This window comes from Haloarcula nitratireducens (genome assembly GCF_019599505.1).
Map to the genome: position 1 here is coordinate 1,102,867 of NZ_RKLT01000001.1, position 18,414 is coordinate 1,121,280.

At 67.4% G+C, this 18,414-nt stretch carries 18 protein-coding genes and 1 tRNA gene; 8 read left to right on the forward strand and 11 right to left on the reverse strand.

The features are described from left to right. The first annotated feature begins 39 nt into the window (after positions 1–39). Positions 40–1,320, forward strand: coding sequence for an AI-2E family transporter (locus EGH23_RS05595; RefSeq protein ID WP_220579015.1), 1,281 nt, complete (start codon positions 40–42; stop codon positions 1,318–1,320). A gap of 40 nt (positions 1,321–1,360) precedes the next feature. Here EGH23_RS05595 and EGH23_RS05600 read toward each other — a convergent pair whose 3' ends face one another. Next, positions 1,361–1,636 (reverse strand): PadR family transcriptional regulator, encoded by a 276-nt coding sequence (locus EGH23_RS05600; RefSeq protein ID WP_162315939.1) that lies wholly within the window; start codon positions 1,634–1,636, stop codon positions 1,361–1,363. A 211-nt stretch (positions 1,637–1,847) separates the two neighbouring features. On the opposite strand from EGH23_RS05600, the gene EGH23_RS05605 reads away from it, so the two are divergent. Further along, complete coding sequence (locus EGH23_RS05605) at positions 1,848–2,135, forward strand: amphi-Trp domain-containing protein (RefSeq protein ID WP_220579016.1); 288 nt, start codon at positions 1,848–1,850, stop codon at positions 2,133–2,135. A 259-nt stretch (positions 2,136–2,394) separates the two neighbouring features. On the opposite strand, the gene EGH23_RS05610 is transcribed toward EGH23_RS05605, so the two are convergent. Then, positions 2,395–2,541, reverse strand: a complete 147-nt coding sequence (locus EGH23_RS05610) for a hypothetical protein (RefSeq protein WP_167768427.1) — start codon at positions 2,539–2,541, stop codon at positions 2,395–2,397. 214 nt (positions 2,542–2,755) lie between these two features. Here EGH23_RS05610 and EGH23_RS05615 point away from each other — a divergent pair, with 214 nt between their 5' ends. After that, positions 2,756–3,469, forward strand: a complete 714-nt coding sequence (locus EGH23_RS05615; RefSeq protein ID WP_220579017.1) for a DUF7117 family protein — start codon at positions 2,756–2,758, stop codon at positions 3,467–3,469. Between the two features lie 173 nt (positions 3,470–3,642). Further along, the gene (locus EGH23_RS05620; RefSeq protein WP_328765814.1) at positions 3,643–5,190 is read left to right on the forward strand and encodes a sodium:solute symporter family protein; all 1,548 of its coding nucleotides are present in this window, start codon (positions 3,643–3,645) and stop codon (positions 5,188–5,190) included. A 30-nt stretch (positions 5,191–5,220) separates the two neighbouring features. Here EGH23_RS05620 and EGH23_RS05625 read toward each other — a convergent pair whose 3' ends face one another. The 4 genes from EGH23_RS05625 to glyA form a co-directional block, all read right to left on the reverse strand. After that, the gene (locus EGH23_RS05625; RefSeq protein ID WP_220579018.1) at positions 5,221–5,700 is read right to left on the reverse strand and encodes an NUDIX hydrolase; all 480 of its coding nucleotides are present in this window, start codon (positions 5,698–5,700) and stop codon (positions 5,221–5,223) included. Beyond that, a complete protein-coding gene (locus EGH23_RS05630) occupies positions 5,701–6,594 on the reverse strand; it encodes a bifunctional methylenetetrahydrofolate dehydrogenase/methenyltetrahydrofolate cyclohydrolase (protein ID WP_220579019.1) in 894 nt (297 codons plus the stop codon). It lies immediately after the preceding gene. Positions 6,595–6,696: 102 nt separating this feature from the next. After that, the gene (locus EGH23_RS05635; protein WP_220579020.1) at positions 6,697–7,650 is read right to left on the reverse strand and encodes a WD40/YVTN/BNR-like repeat-containing protein; all 954 of its coding nucleotides are present in this window, start codon (positions 7,648–7,650) and stop codon (positions 6,697–6,699) included. A 306-nt stretch (positions 7,651–7,956) separates the two neighbouring features. Further along, a complete protein-coding gene (glyA, locus tag EGH23_RS05640) occupies positions 7,957–9,204 on the reverse strand; it encodes a serine hydroxymethyltransferase (protein ID WP_220579021.1) in 1,248 nt (415 codons plus the stop codon). A gap of 178 nt (positions 9,205–9,382) precedes the next feature. Here glyA and EGH23_RS05645 point away from each other — a divergent pair, with 178 nt between their 5' ends. From EGH23_RS05645 to EGH23_RS05655, 3 genes are all read left to right on the forward strand, one after another. After that, complete coding sequence (locus EGH23_RS05645) at positions 9,383–11,452, forward strand: CHAT domain-containing protein (protein ID WP_220579022.1); 2,070 nt, start codon at positions 9,383–9,385, stop codon at positions 11,450–11,452. A 194-nt stretch (positions 11,453–11,646) separates the two neighbouring features. Further along, entirely contained in the window at positions 11,647–12,465 is an 819-nt protein-coding gene (gene tbsP / locus EGH23_RS05650) for a transcriptional regulator TbsP (protein WP_220579023.1), read from the forward strand. Between the two features lie 31 nt (positions 12,466–12,496). After that, entirely contained in the window at positions 12,497–14,209 is a 1,713-nt protein-coding gene (locus EGH23_RS05655) for a YcaO-like family protein (protein WP_220579024.1), read from the forward strand. 25 nt (positions 14,210–14,234) lie between these two features. Here the strand turns inward: EGH23_RS05655 and EGH23_RS05660 are convergent, their stop codons facing one another. Beyond that, complete coding sequence (locus EGH23_RS05660) at positions 14,235–15,404, reverse strand: glutathione-independent formaldehyde dehydrogenase (protein WP_236044691.1); 1,170 nt, start codon at positions 15,402–15,404, stop codon at positions 14,235–14,237. A 212-nt stretch (positions 15,405–15,616) separates the two neighbouring features. Between EGH23_RS05660 and EGH23_RS05665 the strand changes: the two genes are divergently transcribed. Beyond that, positions 15,617–15,769, forward strand: a complete 153-nt coding sequence (locus EGH23_RS05665; protein WP_220579025.1) for a hypothetical protein — start codon at positions 15,617–15,619, stop codon at positions 15,767–15,769. Here EGH23_RS05665 and EGH23_RS05670 read toward each other — a convergent pair. From EGH23_RS05670 to EGH23_RS05685, 4 genes are all read right to left on the reverse strand, one after another. Further along, positions 15,766–16,914, reverse strand: a complete 1,149-nt coding sequence (locus EGH23_RS05670) for a DUF63 family protein (RefSeq protein WP_220579026.1) — start codon at positions 16,912–16,914, stop codon at positions 15,766–15,768. The genes EGH23_RS05665 and EGH23_RS05670 overlap by 4 nt on opposite strands. Before the next feature lie 75 nt (positions 16,915–16,989). Continuing rightward, positions 16,990–17,826: an inositol monophosphatase family protein gene (locus EGH23_RS05675; protein WP_220579027.1), complete on the reverse strand. Its 837-nt coding sequence runs from the start codon at positions 17,824–17,826 to the stop codon at positions 16,990–16,992. Between the two features lie 55 nt (positions 17,827–17,881). Then, positions 17,882–18,082 carry a hypothetical protein gene (locus EGH23_RS05680; RefSeq protein WP_135303063.1) on the reverse strand — a complete coding sequence of 67 codons (201 nt, stop codon included), beginning with the start codon at positions 18,080–18,082 and terminating at the stop codon, positions 17,882–17,884. Between the two features lie 194 nt (positions 18,083–18,276). Next, positions 18,277–18,360, reverse strand: a tRNA-Leu gene (locus EGH23_RS05685). Between the last annotated feature and the right edge of the window lie 54 nt (positions 18,361–18,414).

Consider the following 18,414-nt stretch of genomic DNA (forward strand, 5'->3'; position numbering starts at 1 on the left):
GCGCACACCTTTTTATTGGCCGCTGCGAAAGTGAAACGCATGGTACCGTCCGACGTGGACTGGCCCCGCGCCTTCTGGATCGGCTTCGGCGCTCTCCTCGCGGCGACGCTCCTGTTCGTCCTCTATACCTTCATCGGCACGTTCGTCTTCGGGATCTTCCTCTACTACGCGACGCGGCCGCTGTACCGCCGCGTCTACCGTCGCCTCCGCCAGCGAACGCTCTCGGCGCTGCTCTCGCTGTTCCTGCTCGCACTGCCCGTCCTCGGCCTGCTGTACTACACGCTCGCCATCGCCCTCCAGGAGTTCGAACGGGTCGCCGCGACCGCCGACCTCGGCCCCTACGCCGCCGTCGCCGAACCGTATCTCGGCGTCTCCGACGTCGTCCAAAACCCCCAGGCGCTCCTGACGGACGCCGGAACCGGCACCCTCGTCGAGACGCTCACGCAGTTCCTCAACTACGTCGGGTTCATAGGCACCGGCCTCGTCCACGTCTTCGTCATGTTCGCCTTCGCGTTCTACCTCCTCCGGGACGGGCCGCGACTGGCCGAATGGGGGAAGAACTTCCTCGACCACCGCGGGGTCTTAGACCGCTACTTCCACGAGGTCGACCGGAGTTTCCACAAGGTGTTCTACGGCAACATCCTCAACGCCATCGTCACCGGCGCGATCGGGGCCATCTCGTTCAGCCTCGTCGATATAGTCGCACCGGCCGGCCACGCCGTGCCGTACCCCGCCCTGACTGGACTGCTGGCCGGGGCCGCGAGCCTCGTCCCCATCGTCGGCATGAAACTCGTCTACGTCCCGATGGGGGCGTACCTCTCGGCGCAGGCGTTCTTCGCCGGCGACGGCTGGTGGTTCGTCGCGCTCTTCGTCGCGGTCGCGTTCGTCGTGGTCGATACGATTCCCGACCTCTTGGTCCGCCCGTACGTCTCCAGCGGCGCCTCTTTCTCGCTCGGCCGATTCGGGCGGACCGCGGGCGACCGGGACCCAGCGCCCGGCCTCCACACGGGGATGTTGATGTTCGCGTACGTCCTCGGGCCGTTCCTCTTCGGCTGGCCCGGCATCTTCCTCGCGCCGATGCTGCTGGTGCTCGTCGTCCACTTCGCCCGGTTCGTCCTCCCCGAGCTCGTCGAGGGCGAAAATATACGGCCGCGAGCGGTCGATCCGACGAATCTCGTCGAGGATCAAGAGGGCGGAGCGAGCGAGACCGGGGGCGAGAGCGAGGGCGATAGACGGGGCAACGAGGACCGACCGACCGCGGAGTACCAATCGACGGGCACCGCGCGGTCGACGACGCCGGACGACCCCGAGGCTAGCTGAGTCGGGTCGGGGAGTCAGCGCCGGCCGACGTCGGGTCGCCTCACGCGTCGAGGTACTGCGTCTCCCAGTCCTGCCGGGCCTCGATCTCGCGGCGGCCGCGTCGCGTGAGCGTGTAGAAGTTCGTCCGGCGGTCCCGCTGGCCCTTCTCGACGAGCCCCTTGTCGACGAGCGTATCGAGGTTCGGGTAGAGCCGGCCGTGGTGGATCTCCTTCTCGTAGTACTCCTCCAGTTCCTCCTTTATCGCCAGCCCGTGCGGCTCCTCCAGCCCCGAGATGACGTAGAGGAGGTCGCGCTGGAATCCGGTCAAGTCGTGCATCGCTCTGGTCTAAACTAGTATTATTGTCTAAATCGTTTAAATATGTCGAATCGGAGAGTTTCGCGTTTCCCTCCCCCACATCGAACCCGCTTTCCGGTGGTATCAAGGCGAATCGCGCCGAATTATCACGCCGAAAATTCGAGTCAATATTTCATCATTCTGGGAAAGGTGATGCCGATGATATTATTTAGCGACGCCGCCAAGGGAGGGTATGCCAGAAGAGACGCTGTTCGAGACAGAACGACCGCTCGACCGAGACGCCGTCGCCGACTACCTCCGAACGCTCGCCGACTCGCTGGAATCCGGATCGGACGTGACGCTTCGCGCGGGCGACCAGTCCGTCACCCTCGACCCCCCGCAGACAGTGGAGTTCGAGGTCAAAGCCGAGCGGGAGGGACCGACCGACGGCGACGGCGAACTGAGCATCGAAGTCGAACTGGAGTGGCCCGAGAACGCGTCCGAGAGCGAGTCCGCGGACGGCGACCTGCGGATCGAGTGACGCCGCTCTCGGCGCTCGTCGGTGTCGATATTTCTGAGAAACGGAACAACGGAGAAGCGTCTGCGTAGTGTAGTGCAGCGAAGTAAGTGGAAAGCGGTCGCGAAAAACGCGACCGCTTGCCGCCCTGAATTGGTCCCCGCTGACGCTTCGGCCCTCCAAGCGAAGCGTCACTTGACAGAAGGAGAGTGATGGACTTAAAAGTACCGGCACGCCGCGACTGGTGTTAGTTATCGAATCGGATAAACCCGGAATATAAGCGCTATATATGCTCCTCTTCGAGTACCCACCCCAGCGCCCGCTTGTAGTGGGTGAACATCATCCGGACGCGCTCGTGGCTCATCTCCTCGCTCTCTAACTGTTCGGTCAGGAACTCGTACTGCTCGCGGACCTCGGATTCCGAACGCATATGCGGGTGTTGTCACTCGCGGTTCGAGGTTCTTCCGCCTGTCAGAGCCTCGCCACCGCATCGCGTCCGCGGTTCCCACTCGCTTCACTCGCTCCGAACCGCGCTACGCCTCACGGGTCGTCCCTCCCCGTTCCGCCGAGGGCCGCTCACTTCGTTCCCGTCCCTCGCCACCCCTCGCGGAACAATCTTGAGGCCGGCGAATAGAGGGAGAGATATGAAGATTCGAGGGGACCGCGAGTGCCAGTCCTGTGGGACCCGGTGGTCGTACTACGACACCGGGAGCGTCGAGTGCCCGGAGTGCGGCAGCGTCCACAGCGTCGGCGTCGACGAGCAGACGGAACACACCGACACGCCGGTCTCGCTGGATCTGACGCAGATACGGAACCGCGTGGACGACGACCCAAGCGACGAGGTCGCCCGCGCCGCCGCGGAGACGTGCCGGGAGTACACGCGCAAACGGGGGTTCATCGATGCGGGCGAACTCGAACCCCTAGACGAGACGTACGTCGCCGCCAGTATCCTCCAGCACGTCGCCACCGCTCTCGCGCGTGAGATGCGCCCGGACGACGCGACGGAGCTGTACTTCCTCGACCTGCTCGGCGGGGCCGATGCCGGGGAGCGTCCGGGAGCCGACGAAGTCCCGGACGGGCTCCGCACGGCGTTCGGGCTCGCCGTGGCCGAGGCCGTCGACGCCTATCAGCGGGACGTGCGCAGATACCTCGACGACCACCCGGACGAGACCGCTCGACAGCTCTCGGGTCGCATCCGCGACCACCGCAAGCGAGTGGAGGCCTTAGACGGCGACGTCGACCCGGAGAACGCGAACCGCCTGCTCCGCGCCGCCCGCGACCTCGGCCGGTTCGTCAGCGGCGACGAGAGCGCCTACGTCACCGCCGACAACTGGCTCGACGGGTTGGACGCGGCGTAGTCCGGACCGCGGCGGCGGTGGGTGTGCCAAAGTTCGACAATACTGGCCTGCGTTAGCAAGCATAACCGTCTGCTTACGGCGACGCGAACGTGGCTACGTCTGCGAGCGCCCCTGCGTCGAAGCACAGGCGGCCGACCGAGCAGTCACGTACATGTCAACACAGCCCTCGGCGAGTGACGACGCTCGCCAACGACCGGCGAACCGAGCGGCAACCGAGCGGCGGCGAACCGGGGGGAACGTCCGTGGTAGACGTCACTGATCCGCTGATTCTGACGATGATCGTCTACTTCCTCGTCACGCTCGCCGTCGGCATCTGGTTCGGGCGCGGCGCCGGCGAGGGGTACGTGGAGTTCACGCTCGCGGGGCGGGACCTGAGCCTCCCCGTCTACATGATGACGTACTTCGCGACGTTCACCGGCGGCGGCCTCACGATGGGCATCGCACAGCGGGCGTTCGTCGACGGCATCAGCGCCCAGTGGTACGCCATGGCCGAGGGCCTCGCGTGGATGACCATCACGGTGTTCATCGGCTTCCTCTACTCCTTCGAGGTCGTCAGCGTCCCCGGTCTGTTGGGCCGGGTCTACGGGGAGTACACCCAGTACTTCGCCGGCCTGTTCACCGTCGTCGGGCAGGTGGCGCTCACCGCCGGCCAGACCATCGGGATGGCGTCGATAATCTCCGTCGTCACGGACGTCTCGCTGTCGGTCGCCTTCTGGGTGAGCGTCGCGATATTCGTCGGCCTCACCGCCTACGGCGGGATGAGCACCGTCGCCTACACGGACACGTTACACGGCGTGGTCATCATCGTCGGGATGCTCGTCGCGACGCCCATCGCGGTCACGAACGCCGGCGGCGTCGGCGCTATCGCCGGGAGCGTCCCCGCCGGGCACATGAACTGGTTCGGCGTCGGCCTCGTGCAGATCGGCTCGTGGTACCTGATGTACATCACCGTTGCGGGCGCACAGCAGCAGATGCTCCAGCGGACGTGGTCGGCCCGCAGCAAGCGGGTCGCCATGTTCGGGACGTTCCTCGCCGGCGCGGTCATCACCGGGTACGGCGTGCTCACCGCGGCCGCCGGCATGATAGCCAACGCGCAGGGCGCGCAGATCGAGTCCTCGATGGCCTTCGCGTGGACCATCACGAACACGCTCCCGCCGGTGCTCGCGGGCCTCCTGCTGGCGGCGGCCGTCTCGGCGGTCATCACCGGCGCGGACTCGTTCCTGCTCGCCGGCGCGACGAGTTTCGTCAACGACCTCTACATCCCGCTCCGCGGCGGGAAAGAGGATATCGACGACGGGCACCTCGTCGCGGTGACCCGGGTGACAGTCCTCGTCTTCGGCGTCGGTGCCGCGCTGATAGCCCAGAGCGGCATCCAGATAATCGCCATCAACACGCTCGGGATGGGCATCATGTCCGTCCTCTTCGCCGGCCTCGTGATGATGCTCTGGGACGGAACCGTTCGGGAGGCCGGTCTGCCCGGGTTCGTCGTCGGCGGCGTCGTCTTCGCCGTCTGGGAGTTCGTGCTCGGGTCGCCCACGTTCTTCGGCGAGGGACAGGTCGAACCGGCGGTCCCGGCGACGCTCGCGGCCATCGTCACTATCTGGCTCGTGAGCAAACTGTACGACGGCGGCGAGCGCTTCGACGTCGGCCGGGTCCGGGAACTCGCCAGTCGAGATATGGGACGCATGGAAGCAGAGGAGACGGTCGCGGGAGACGACTGAGACGCGGCGGCTCGGCCGTCGCCCGAGCCGTCACCGCACGCGCCGGATGAGGTCGTAGTCCAGACAGCCCGCCGGAAGTTCCTGTTTCCACTCGACGCGTTCGATGCCTTCGTCGGCGAGACCGGGATCGGACGACAGTTCGGTGTCCACGGGCGTCGCGCGGTAGGTGCCGAAGTGGAACCGCGTCTCGCGGTCGCCCTCGGCCAGCGTCACCTCGGTCACGGCGAGCAGTTCCCCCACGGATATCTCGACGCCGGTCTCCTCGCGGACCTCGCGGACCAGCGCCGTCTCGCGGGTCTCGCTCCCCTCGACGCCGCCGCCGGGGAGCATCCACCGGCCGTCGTCGTAGACGAACAGGACGCGACCCTCTCCGTCTTCGGTCAGTGCGCCGACGGCCCACTCCAGGCCGTCTTCGATGCGGGCGCGGTACGTCTCGAACGTGCTTTCGTCGACCGTTCTGGTGACTCGCCGGGTGAACGCGTCGTCCTCGAAGGCCGAGAGCGAGGGCATCTACGGGAGGTCGACCGCGACGTCGTGCTGGAGGCCCGCCGCCTTGACGGTGTTGTACAGCAACATCGCGCGGGTCATCGGGCCGACGCCGCCGGGGACCGGCGTGATCGCGCCCGCTCGCTCCTTCGCGCTCTCGTACTCGACGTCACCGACGAGTTCGTAGCCCTTCTCGTTGTCCGCGTCCACGCGGTTGATGCCCACGTCGATGACCGTCGCGCCCTCCTGGACCATGTCGCCGTCTATCATCTCCGGGACGCCGGCGGCGGCGACGAGGATATCCGCCGCGCGGGTCTTCGCCGCGAGATCCTCGGTGCGGGAGTGACACACCGTCGTCGTCGCGTTGCCGCCCGGCGCCTTCTGGATGAACAGGTTCGCCATCGGCTTGCCGACGATGTCCGAGCGGCCGACGACGACGGCTTCCTTGCCCTCGGTGTCGACGCCCGCCGATTCGATGAGCTTCTGGATGCCGTGGGGCGTACAGGGCTTGTAGCGGGCGTCGCCGGCGACGAGACGGCCGACGTTCTCCGGGTGGAAGCCGTCGACGTCCTTCTCGGGGTCGATGGCGCGCAGCACCTCGCGGTCGGAGACGTGGTCGGGGACCGGCATCTGGACGAGGATGCCGTCGACGTTCTCGTCGGCGTTCAGATCGTCGATGGTGTCGTACAGCTCGCCCGCGTCGGCGTCGGGGTCGATGTCGATGTCGATGGCCTCGATGCCGACCTCGGCGCAGTCGTCCTGCTTCATCGAGACGTACGTCTCGCTGGCCGGGTCGTCGCTCATGAGGACCGTCGCCAGCGACGGCTGAACCCCCTCGGCGTCCAACTGGTCGATAGCCGTCGAGAGGTCGTCGCGAATCGACTGGGCGACGGCGTCACCGTCGATTATCTCTGTCATCAGGTGGAGAGGGACGCCCGGGGGCCAAAAGCGTCACTATGAGACGCCCCGGCGCGTCCCGCCCAGCCGCGGAGCGCGTGGAAAGTTCGGGCCCGACGGCCGTTACCGCTCGATGACGGTGCCGCCCGCGCCGACGGCGACGTCGACGCCACCCCGGACGACGCCCTTCAGGTTCTGGCCGGTCGGCGTCGACTGCCGGTTCCAGCCGTCGCTATCACGGCCGTACACCACTCCACCGCCGCCGACGGCGAGTCCGTCGTCGCCGGCCACCTCGATGTCGCGGAGCGACGCGTCGCCGGTGTCCGCCGGCGTCCACTGCGCGCCGTCCCAGTGGTGAATCATCCCGCCGCCGCCGGCTATCCAGACGTCGTCCGCGCCGTCGCTGTCGACGGCGTAGAAGTTCGCGTTCGCGTCGGCGAGCCCTATCTTGTCGTAGGTACCGCCGTCGTCGGTCGCGAACACCGACTTGTTCCCGTCGACGATGTGGCCCGAGCGCGCGTCGTAGAAGTCCACCGCGTTGACGGCCGAGCCGCTGCCTGGCGTCGTGTAATCCCACGTGCCCGTGGCACCGTCGTCGAAGCTGTAGTACACTTTGCCCGAGTCGCCGGCGACGTAGGCGTTCGCCGACCCCGCGACGCCGGTCACGGCGACGTCGTTGAAGTTGTTCGTCACGTCGTCGGGCGCCGAGTGGTCGTCGACCGACTGCGAGACGACATCCATCTCGCCGATGGCCCCGCTGGCCCCGACGAACCAGAGCCGCTCTCCGTCGTCGGTCACGTCGGCGCCGTAGAGGCTGTTACCGTTGCCGGTGGGGCCGCCGTCGAGGACTCTCTCCCAGCCGGTGTCGGTCCGGTGGAGGACGATACCCCCGGCACCCACGGCGTAGACGCCGTTCGCCGTCCGTTCGACGTCGTACAGGGTGTTCCCCGTCGGCGTCTCGGCCGTCGTCCACGTCTCGGCCGTCTGCGCCGAGGCCGTCGACCCCAACGCCGCCAGAGTGATCGTGCCGCCGATACCTTTCGCGAAGGACCGTCGCGTCGTCGTGAAGTCACTCATCTTGAGTAACCGTGTGAGTGGTACGTAGTTGGCCAGTAAGTAGTGACGCACAACGTGTTAGGGGGCGTCGCGGTACCGCGGATTCGAAGGAGGAAGCTGTCTACGTCGAACCGTGTCGGCTCGGAACTCAGCCGAACCGCTCTAGTCGCTCCGCCGCGGACGGCCACACCGTCCACGCGGTCGGAAGTCGCTATCGTCCCCGAGCGAGCGAGACCGGTGCGCCGCTGGAAGCGACGGTACGACGTGTCGGCGACGCCGGACTCGAACGTCGAGCGGCACGGAGAAAAACCGGCGGCGGTCGTGTACTCAGTCGTACAGCGCGTACTCGTCGGTCAGTTCGTCGACGCGGGCGCTTACCTCGGCGACCACGTCCTCGTCGTCGGGAGCCTCGACGACGTCGTAGATGAGGTCGGCCACCTCGCGGCAGGCGTTCTCGTCGAAGCCGCGAGTCGTCAGCGCCGGCGTCCCCGCCCGGATGCCCGAGGGGTTGAACGCCGAGCGCGTCTCGCCGGGGACGGTGTTGGCGTTGAGGACGATGCCCGCTTCTTCGAGGGCTTCCTCGACGTCCTTGCCGGTCGTGTCGGGATGGGACGGTCGCAGGTCCACGAGAACGAGGTGGTTGTCCGTGCCGTCCGAGACGAGGTCCAGGCCGTGCTCCTGCAGGCGGTCGCCGAGCGCCTTCGCGTTGGCGACGGTCTGTTCGGCGTACGCCTCGAACTCGGGTTCGAGCGCCTCGCCGAAGCCGACGGCCTTGCCGGCGACGTTGTGCATCAGCGGGCCGCCCTGCGAGCCGGGGAAGACCGCCGAGTCGACGTCGTCGGCGTGCTCCTCGTCGCACATGATGATGCCGCCGCGGCCGGCGCGGATGGTCTTGTGCGTCGAACCGGTGACGAAGTCGGCGACGCCGACGGGCGACTCGTGGACGCCCGCGGCGACGAGGCCGGTGATGTGAGCGATGTCCGCGAGGTGGTAGGCGTCCACGGCGTCGGCCGCCTCTTGAATCTGCTCGAAGTCGACCTCTCGGGGGTACGCCGAGTACCCAGAGACGATGATATCCGGCTCGAACTCCTCGGCGTGGTCGGCGAGGCCCTCGTAGTCGATGTAGCCCGTCTCCTCGTCGACCTCGTACTGTTCGACCTCGTAGACCTGCCCGGCGAAGTTCGCGGGGTGGCCGTGCGAGAGGTGGCCGCCGTGGGTCAGGTCCAGGGAGAGGATCTTGTCGCCCGGGTCCAGAACCGCGAGATAGACGCCCATGTTGGCCTGCGAACCGGAGTGCGGCTGGACGTTGATATGCTCCGCGTCCCACAGTTCCTCGGCGCGTTCGATCGCCAGTTCCTCGATCTCGTCGGCGTACTCACAGCCGCCGTAGTAGCGCTCGCCGGGGTAGCCCTCGGCGTACTTGTTGGTCAGTTCCGAGCTCTGGGCCTCCATGACGGCCTCGGAGACGTGGTTCTCGCTGGCGATCATCGCGAGCGTGTCGTTCTGGCGCGCGCGCTCGCCTTCGAGCGCGTCGGCGACCGCGGGATCCGTCTCGCGGACGGTGTCGTAGGTCATATCGCACCCTCGAACGCCGTCCGCCAATAATCTACCCTTTGGCCGAGAGCGTGCGACCGAGTGACAGGATGGACAGGACGGGCAGAACGACAGTCGCGTAGGTCGTTCATAGAACGAAGAAATATATCAACGTAGTTATAATCACGTATATGACGTATTAGCGCAAACTCGTTGTCACATGGTGTTCAGGGGGACGCCGGACGCGAGGAGCGGTGGGGACTCCCTCGCGACCGACGACGACGGTGGGCCTCTCTGTCCGGAAGCGATACTGGAACAGTTAGATTCGGTGCAAAGACCAGCCGCGTGGCCGATTCCGCGACAGACCGACGAGAGCTTCACCGCCGAGACCGGGCGACTCGTTCTCCCGGGGACGGACGTCACGGTGAGCGGACTGGAGTGTAACGCACAGTACCAACTCTCGCGTGCCGCGGAGTTACCCGAGGGAACCTTCCTCGTCACCGGGACGGTCGAACGGGCGACGTGCGAGCGAGACGACCCGTTCGCGACCGACGAAGTTCGGGTTCACGTCCGGTTCGACGGGCCGGCCTCGCTGCGTCCGACGTGCGAGGGGACGGTTCTCTCGCTGTGGGAGTCCGGTCCGATAACCCTGGGGTTCAGCGAGACGACGACCGGTCTCGAACGGGTGCAGGTCCCCGAGACGGTCGCCGGACTCGCCGACGGTCTCTCCTGTCTGAGCGTGGCCCATCACACGATGGCCCCTTCGCGGTCCCATCCGGCACAGCGCGACCATCCGCCGCTCCTGACGACCGGTGAGACCGCGTCGATTCCCGACGCCGTCGCACGACAGCGCCGGGAGACCGGTATCGAACTGCGCCTCCCCGAGACGGTCGAGTCCGTCTTCGTCGCCGCGCCGCTCGCGTTCTACCTCGGCGCGTCGGTCACCGTCGGCGATCGCGACCGCCCCCTCTTGACCGCTGCCGGAACGGACGTCCACCGCGAGTTTTCACCGCTCCCGGGCTTCCAGACGGAGGCCGCCGCGATGCTCAGGCGGGTGTTCTACCTCGACTGTCTGATCCGGCGAGTGAACCCCGGACGGAACGCCGACCTCCTCGACGCGTGCTCGCTGGACCCCGACGCGGTGCGAGCACTCTCGCCGGCGGGCCGACTGGAGCGATACCTCTCGGTCCCGTCGGCCGCGATACGAGACGGACTTCCCGAGTGGCATCTCTCGACGCACGCACGCCCCTCGCTCGATCGGGCGCGGTGCCTCCCGTTCCTGCTCGACAAACTGAGCCTCGTCTATCTGCCCGAGGCCGCTGAACTCGACCGACGAGACCTCCTCGACCAGACGCTCGCCGACGCGTACCCGACGCGCGGGACCCCCGCGACGGCGACGAGGGTCGAACCGAGCGCCGGTTCGGCCCGCGTCCGCGCGTGGCTGGCACCGGGGACGCCGGTCGACGCCTTCAAGCCGACGACGGCGGCCTACGAGAACCGCTATCGCTACCGCGAGCGAGACGGCGACCGCCTCCGGGTGTCGGTCGTGCTGAACGACTCGACGATGTCGGACGAGCGCGGCGCGGTGACCGACATCTACCGGGCGGCGGACCTGCCGATGGACGTGACCGTCACCGAGCGACTGACGAGGGCCGAACTCGCGGACGTCTTCGAGTCCCGGAACGACTTCGTCCACTTCATCGGTCACTGCGAGGACGGCGGCCTCCGCTGTCCGGACGGGACGCTCTCGGCAGAGACCCTCTCGAACGTCCGGACGCGGACCTTCTTCCTGAACGCCTGTGGTTCCTACGACGAGGGGTTAGCCCTCGTCGAGAGCGGTGCGGTCGCCGGGGCCGTCACGTTCACCGACGTCCTCGACCGTCACGCGGCGAGGGTCGGGACGGCCTTCGCACGCCTGCTGAGCAACGGATTCAGCATCCACCGTGCGCTCGCGCTCGCCCGCCGACGCATCGTGATGGGGAAGGACTACGCCGTCGTCGGCGACGGCACGTACGCGCTCATGCCCGGTCCCGCCGATCCCGTGGTGGTCTGGCTGACAGAGACCGACGCGGGCTACGACGTCGTCTGCGAAGTCGTGACGCCGCGGGCCGGGGAGCGCTATCGCCTCCCGTTCGGGAGCGTGAACGCGCTCAACGGCAGACGGACCGCCCTCTCGGTGGACGCCGAGACGCTCGTCGAGACGCTCGAATCCGCCTCGGTCCCCGTCATCTTCGACGGCGACTTCCACTGGTCGCCCAACCTGGCGGCCCGGCTCGCCGAGCCAGCCTGAGATCTCGTCCTCGCGCGGAGTCACGTTTCGAGAGGAAACCGTCTGCTCGGTGGTCGCGCGTCGGTTTCAAGTAGCTCGTATTCTGCATACATTTAACTCTCCAGTAAGGTGCGTCTGTGTGATGTGTTCAAGAAATCAACCCGAAACGGCCGATGAAATTAAATGGTTCAAGGCACAATACACCCTCTAGGACAATGAGTGCAACCCTACTGCAGGACGACATCGGTTCGATGCTGTCGGCGGTGTTCGAGGAGGCCGACGAGACGGTGTACGTGGTCAACCCCGACAGAGACGCCGTGTCGGCGCTCGTCTCGACCCTGGACGAACAGTCCGACCCCTCGCCGGTCCGGCTGCTCGCCGACGAGCGCGTGCTGAAAGACGTCATGGACGACTTCCTCGTCGCCAGCACGGCCGCGGACCTCATCGAGGCGGACACCCTCTCGATGCGGATACTCGAAGACGTGCCGGCTCACTCCGTCGCGGTGACGGCGGAGAACGTCTACGCGCTCGTGGCGATCGGCGACGCCGTCGGCGGGCTGGGCACCGACGACGACGACTTCGTCGGGAACGCCTACGACTACTACGAGACGGCGTGGGAGAACGCCGAAGAGTACTCGCTTCGAACCCCGGCCATCTCGCGGGTCCGCACGACGCTGGAGGAGGATATCGGCGAAGCGGCCGCCGACGACTTCGACGCGGTCCTGGGCTCGCTCGCCACCGCACGCGGCGACGGCGACGGCCTCGACGAGGTCACCATCAGCCTGCTGGTGGCCGCCCGCAACGGCGAACTGCTGTACGACATCAGCAAGTGGGGCGAGGACGTCGGCCTGGCGAGCAAGGCGACCTTCTCCCGCACGAAGACGAAGCTCGAAGACATGGGCCTCATCGATACGGAGAAGGTCCCCATCGACGTGGGCCGACCGCGGCTGCGCCTGATGCTCGGCGACGAGCGGCTCGAAGACGCCGACGCCGACGAGCTGGCGACGGTCGCACAGAGCCTGCTGGCCGCCTAGGTTTTTCTTTCCCCTCCGTCTCGACACGGGCATGACCACTGTCGAAGTCGTCGGGAGCGGTCCGGCCGCCGAGTCGCTCGTCGCCGCGGTCGGAGACGCGGACGCGACCGTCACGCGGAGCGAGGAACCGTTCGAAGCCGCCGCCGACCTCACCGTCGTCGTCGGGCCGGTCACCGCGGATACCTTCCAGTCGGCGAACGACCGGGCGATCGAGAGCGGGAGCGCGTGGGTCGCCGTCGAACTCGGCGGTATCGGCGGCGTGCCCGCGGTCGACGCGGCGGTCAGCGGGTTCGGCCCGCGGACCGGCTGTTACGACTGCCTCCGACAACGGGTCCGGGCGAACGTCGACCAGGGGCAAGCGCCCGCCGAAGCGCCGTCGACCGGCACTCAGCGGTTCGCGGGCGCGGTCGCCGGGCGGCGCATCGAGCGAGCGCTCGCGGGCGAGGGGGCGCTCGCCGGCACCGTCGTCGAACTGCCCCACACCGAACGCCGGTTCCTCCCGGTTCCGGGGTGTCGCTGCGACGAGTCCTCGCGGTGGCGACTGCGTCGCTCGGGAGCGTCGGAACACGAACGAGAGGCGCTCGCGCGGGCCGAGACCGGCCTCGACCAGCGGGTGGGCATCGTCCGAGACGTGGGGGAGGGCGAGTCGTTCCCCGCGCCGTACTACCTCGCGTCGCTCACGGACACGTCGGGGTTCAGCGACGCGACCGCACCACAGCAGGCCGCGGGCGTCGCCGTCGATTGGGACACTGCGTTCATGAAGGCGCTCGGCGAGGGCTACGAGCGCTACGCCGCCGGTACCTACCGGGAAGCGGCGATGGCGAGGGGAACCCCCGAGAGCGTCGAGGGGGCGCTGGACCCGGCGTCGTTCGTCGCGCCCGACGGCGAGGGCTGGACGGCCGACGGCGAACGGTCGTGGGTACCCGCCGAGACTCTCGACGCCGGCGAGGGGGTCGCCGCGCCCGCCGAAGTCGTCGTCTACCCCCCGCCCTCGCGGACGGTCCGGCCGGCGACGACGACGGGGCTCGGACTCGGGAGTTCGGAGACCGAGGCGCTTCTCTCGGGGCTCTACGAGGTGATCGAGCGCGACGCGGCGATGCTCGCGTGGTACTCCACCTACGACCCGCTGGAGGTCGTCGTCGAGGACAGCGAGGCCTTCGACACGCTCCGTCGTCGCGCTCGCTCTGAGGACCTCTCCGTGACCGCGCTCTCGCTCACGCAGGACGTCGACGTCCCGGTCGTGACCGTCGCCGTGCGGCGGGACGCGTGGCCGAGGTTCGCGCTGGGCACGTCGGCGTCGCTCGACGCCGAGTCGGCCGCCGTCGGCGCGCTCGAAGAGGCGCTGCAGAACTGGATGGAACTGCGGGGGATGGGCCGAGAAGACGCGCGCGCCGAGGACGGCGCGATCGGCCGGTACGCAGACCGGCCCGAGGACGCGTCGTCGCTGGTCGAGGCGGAGACGGCCGTCCCGCTGTCGAGCATCGGTCTCGACGCCCCGCCCGAGGGCGAGGCGGAACTGGAAGCTCTCGTCGAGCGCGCGACCGACGCGGGCCTGGCGCCCTACGCGACGCGGCTCACGACGCGGGACCTCGAAGGCATGGGGTTCGAGGCCGTTCGCGTGTTCTGCCCGACGGCTCAGCCGCTCTTCTTCGACGACGCCTACTTCGGTGAGCGGGCCGAACGCGTGCCGGCCGACCTCGGCTTCGAACCGCGCCTCCGCAGGGCGCATCACCCGTTCCCCTGACCTGGGACGAGCGGTTCGAGCGCGCTCAGGGTTTCAGCAGGACTTTCGTCACGCCCTCTTCGCGCTCGTCGAAGCGCTCGTACATCTCCGGGGCCTCGTCGAGGCCCACGCGGTGGGAGACGATGAAGCTCGGCTCCGCACGACCCTCGATAATCATGTCGCGTAGTCGCCGGTCGTACCGCTTGACGTCGCACTGGCCGGTGCCGATCCGCAGGCCGCTCTCGAAGAGCTTGCCGAAGTCGACGCGCAGTTCGCCCGGTTCGTCGACGTGTTCCGGCGGGTTCGGGTCCGAGGAGAAGTAGACGCCGACGATGCCGACCTTCCCCGTCGCGCGGACGGTCCCGATGAGGTCGTTGATGACCTGCGAGGGGTCCTCGCGGGACTTGTCGTACGCGCCGTCGCCGTGGCTGTGCCGGCCGCCGTCGATGGCTTGATAGCCGACCGCGTCGACGCCCTTGTCGACCTTCCCGCCGTGCTGCTCGGGGATGACCTCCGTCGGGTCCTCCTCCTCGAAGTTGACCGTCGTCGCGTCGCAGTGCTCCTCGGCGAGTTCGAGGCGGCTCTCGACCCTGTCGACGAGGTAGATGTCCGACGCGCCCTTGAGCTTCGCGCTGTAGGCCGCCATCAGTCCGACGGGACCGCCGCCGTAGACGACGACCGATTCGCCGGCTTCGAGGTCGGCGAGTTCGGTGCCGTGCCACCCGGTCGGGAACACGTCGGCGAGCATGACGAAGTCGTCCTCGTGCTCGTCGCCGTCGGGCAGTTTCAGCGCGTTGAAGTCGGCGTGAGGGACGCGGACTTTCTCGGCCTGTCCGCCCTGATACGGTCCCATCATCGCGTACCCGTAGACGCCGCCGGGGGTCTCGGAATCGGCGTTCAGGCAGAAGGCGGTGTAGTTGTCCACGCAGTTGCGGCAGTAGCCGCAGGCGATGTTGAACGGGAGGACGACCCGGTCGCCGGGTTCGAGGCTCTCGACGCCCTCACCGACTTCCTCGATGATACCCATTATCTCGTGGCCGAAGGCGCGACCCTCGTCGATCGTGGTTCGCCCCTCGTACATGTGGAGGTCCGACCCGCAGATCGCGGTCGTCGTGATGTCCAAGATCGCGTCGTTGGGACCCTCCAGCTCGGGCTCTTCTATCTCCTCGACTTCCATCTCGTGCGGTCCTCGGTAGACCGTCGCATCGATAGTCATAATCGGGTTCCCGCTGCCGGTTTCAGCGTCGATTCGGCAATCAGTAGCCTGCTTGCATCCGCAGGCGGTGGCACGGTCGCCGTCGTGCGGTTCTAGAACGGCCGTAACGTGCCGTTTCGCGCCCGAAACGTCCGTTTTCGTCACAGAACAGTTATAGTGTCGGGTGTTGTCAGTTACCATGGAAGCCGATGGTTCGGCTCGACAACTAACACATGGTATCCGAGTACGACCTCCCGTGTAGCGAGTGTGGAGACAGCCTCGTCCGCGCCGAAGTGACGACAGCAGACGGGTCGGTACTGGTGGTCGCGGAGTGTCAGAACTGCGGCGGACGGCACTACCCAGAATCGGCGCTGCGACGGGTTTAGATGGCGAACGTGGCCCGGAGCATGTCGCGCGTGCCGGGTCCGAGACCGACGGCGGTGACGGCGACGAGCAACAGCAACGCGTAGCGCGGGCTCTCGTCGATGAACTCCTCGTTGAACAGCCAGACGACGAGCGACGCGACGACGAGCTTGACTATCAGGAACGGCCACGAGGTGCCGATAGCGGCTGTGATTCCAGCCGGCTGGAGCGCCTCGGTCACCGAGATGATGAAGGCGTTAGCCGGGTGTTTCGGGTAGTACTCGAGCGGGACGTTCAACGCGTTCAGCCAGTCGGCGAGGATGACGTTGGCGACGCCGTCGATGGCGTGGCCCCAGATGACTAACAGCCCGATGTAGCCGGTGCCGTCGTTGACCTCGGGCGCGTACGCGTCGAACGCCTTGTACAGCCCGTAGGCGAGAACCGAGGCGATACCGACCGTCGAGAGGAGCACCGACGGGTACAGCGTCGAGTACTCCGTCGTCGCCGCGACGCCGTAGAGGTAGACGAGCGTCCCGAGGACGAGCGCCGTCCCGACCCCCGCCGTCGCTCGGTAGTAGCTCCCGATGTAGCCGCGTCTGTCGAGGAGGACGCAGGCGACGAGGGTCAGCAGCGTCATGAGGAAGACGGTCCCGTAGATGATGGGACTGATGATGAGCGAGCTCAGCGGGTACTCGACCAGCGGCGAGACGCCGGCCTCGATCGCTCTGTCGGTCCCGTCCTCGACGACCCGGAGCGCCCCGCCGAGCAGCATGAACGGGACGAACGCGAAGTAGAGCTGCGGGTCCTTCGCGATGTCCAGTCGCTCTAGCAGGAAGTAGACGCCGACGAGCATGTACACCAGGATCAGCATGTAGCCGATCTCCGAGACGACGGTGTACCCCGGTTCGGCGACGATGCGTCCGCTCTGGACGGCTGCCTGACAGCCCTCGTACAGCGGTTCCGGGCCGCTGTCGGTCATGACGGCGCAGCCGGCCGCTTTCGCGTCGGCGTACACCGGTCCCCAGAAGTAATGCCAGAGGAAGCGGTCCCAAACGGCCTCTCGCGCCGCGAGCACCGCGCCCCAAGCGATAGCGACGATGGCGACGAGGGAGGCGACCCAGAGGCGGCCGGCCCCGTAGTCGTCGACGACCCGCTCGAACGTGTTCATGGGCGAGTGAGCGGCGTGCGTCGGTTTCAGGTTTCCGGTCGCGTGCGCGGAGCCCGCGAAGCCACCGACCGGCGCTTACCGTACTGCCTCGTTTCCGGCGGCCACCAGCTCGTCGTGGGCCTCGCCGTTCGAGGCGACGAGCGCCGGGCTGTCGTGTCGCCACGCCTCGCCGTCGAGGTCGGTGACCGTCCCGCCGGCCTGCCGGACCATGTGGACGCCGGCGATGGTGTCCCAGGGGTTCATCGGCACCGTACAGATCGCGCCCTCCAACCCGCCGTCGGCGACGAGCGCGAGCGTCGCCTGGAAGCTCCCGATGCGGCGCATGTCACCGAACCGCTCGACGACGGCGGTACAGAGGTCGCCGAACGCCGCGCGGTCGTCGCGGTCCCACCAGCCGACGGGCGCGACGGCGAACGTCTCGGGGTCGGTGCGCTCGCTCACCGAGAGCGTCGCGCCGTCGCGGGTCGCGCTCTCCGGTCCGGCGGCGTAGAGGTCGCCCGCCGACGGCATGTACGTCGCCGACCCGACCGGGTCGCCGTCCTCGAGCGCGGTGACGCTGGTCGCCCACGTCCGGCTGCCGCGGACGTAGTTCGCCGTGCCATCGATGGGGTCGACGACCCACGCCGCGCCGCGGTCTGGGACGCCGTCAAGCACGCTGGGATCCGTCTCGCCGGTCTCGGGGCCGGCGAGCGTCACCGCCTCCTCTTCGAGGACGAACGGGTCGTCGGGGAACTCCTCGCGGATGGTCGCCACCACCTGACTCTGTGCGTCGCGGTCGACCTCCGTGACGAGGTCGTTCTTGTTGGCTTTCGTCTCGACGGCGAGGTCGCCGCGGAACCGCTTTCGCGCGACGACGCCCCCGGCCCGCGCGGCCCGTTCCGCGAGCGCCGCGCGGTGATGTGCGTCCGACATGGCCGGGGCTGGCGGGCCCGGGGGCCTTACCAACTCGGTATCCAGCAAAAGAACGCTACTTCTGGTCGGACACTTCCTCGACGGTGGCGAGGATGGACTCGGCGATGTCGCGGGCCTCCTCCGGCGTGTACAGTACCTGATTCCCGAGCGATTGCTCGATGCGGACGTAGCCGTCGTCCGAATCGATGGAGAAGAACGCCGTGTTCTCCAGCGGCGGCACTCGGATACCCGAACCGTCGGCCTGATCGGTTGCCATGCCAGTTAATAACTCACGTTGGAGTATAAAAGTACCCATATATTACAAACCGGTACGGTAACGAATAGAGAAGGATCGGGCTCGCTGCCGCACACAGATCCCTCTCAGCGGAGTTCTGTCGAGAGTTGCGAGGGAAGATCGCTCCGTGCGAGTCTTCCAGCACTGTGTGCGAGGGACCGTATTAGGTCCAACAGTGCGAGGGAAGGGATTTGAACCCTTGGACCCCTACGGGAGCGGATCTTGAGTCCGCCGCCGTTTCCTGGCTTGGCTACCCTCGCACGCCGTCTCGCGGTCGTGCAGTTCGACCAACGATATCGGGATATAAACCTCTT

What these genes read in the sequence shown, in the direction of transcription:
- EGH23_RS05635 (WP_220579020.1), bottom strand. Translation starts at nt 7,650, where the DNA reads ATGAGTGACTTCACGACGACGCGACGGTCCTTCGCGAAAGGTATCGGC.
- EGH23_RS05625 (WP_220579018.1), bottom strand. Translation starts at nt 5,700, where the DNA reads ATGCCCTCGCTCTCGGCCTTCGAGGACGACGCGTTCACCCGGCGAGTC.
- EGH23_RS05675 (WP_220579027.1), bottom strand. Translation starts at nt 17,826, where the DNA reads ATGTCGGACGCACATCACCGCGCGGCGCTCGCGGAACGGGCCGCGCGG.
- EGH23_RS05630 (WP_220579019.1), bottom strand. Translation starts at nt 6,594, where the DNA reads ATGACAGAGATAATCGACGGTGACGCCGTCGCCCAGTCGATTCGCGAC.
- EGH23_RS05665 (WP_220579025.1), top strand. Translation starts at nt 15,617, where the DNA reads ATGGTATCCGAGTACGACCTCCCGTGTAGCGAGTGTGGAGACAGCCTC.
- EGH23_RS05670 (WP_220579026.1), bottom strand. Translation starts at nt 16,914, where the DNA reads ATGAACACGTTCGAGCGGGTCGTCGACGACTACGGGGCCGGCCGCCTC.
- EGH23_RS05610 (WP_167768427.1), bottom strand. Translation starts at nt 2,541, where the DNA reads ATGCGTTCGGAATCCGAGGTCCGCGAGCAGTACGAGTTCCTGACCGAA.
- EGH23_RS05680 (WP_135303063.1), bottom strand. Translation starts at nt 18,082, where the DNA reads ATGGCAACCGATCAGGCCGACGGTTCGGGTATCCGAGTGCCGCCGCTG.
- EGH23_RS05660 (WP_236044691.1), bottom strand. Translation starts at nt 15,404, where the DNA reads ATGACTATCGATGCGACGGTCTACCGAGGACCGCACGAGATGGAAGTC.
- EGH23_RS05645 (WP_220579022.1), top strand. Translation starts at nt 9,383, where the DNA reads ATGGTGTTCAGGGGGACGCCGGACGCGAGGAGCGGTGGGGACTCCCTC.
- EGH23_RS05600 (WP_162315939.1), bottom strand. Translation starts at nt 1,636, where the DNA reads ATGCACGACTTGACCGGATTCCAGCGCGACCTCCTCTACGTCATCTCG.
- EGH23_RS05615 (WP_220579017.1), top strand. Translation starts at nt 2,756, where the DNA reads ATGAAGATTCGAGGGGACCGCGAGTGCCAGTCCTGTGGGACCCGGTGG.
- glyA (WP_220579021.1), bottom strand. Translation starts at nt 9,204, where the DNA reads ATGACCTACGACACCGTCCGCGAGACGGATCCCGCGGTCGCCGACGCG.
- tbsP (WP_220579023.1), top strand. Translation starts at nt 11,647, where the DNA reads ATGAGTGCAACCCTACTGCAGGACGACATCGGTTCGATGCTGTCGGCG.
- EGH23_RS05655 (WP_220579024.1), top strand. Translation starts at nt 12,497, where the DNA reads ATGACCACTGTCGAAGTCGTCGGGAGCGGTCCGGCCGCCGAGTCGCTC.
- EGH23_RS05595 (WP_220579015.1), top strand. Translation starts at nt 40, where the DNA reads ATGGTACCGTCCGACGTGGACTGGCCCCGCGCCTTCTGGATCGGCTTC.
- EGH23_RS05605 (WP_220579016.1), top strand. Translation starts at nt 1,848, where the DNA reads ATGCCAGAAGAGACGCTGTTCGAGACAGAACGACCGCTCGACCGAGAC.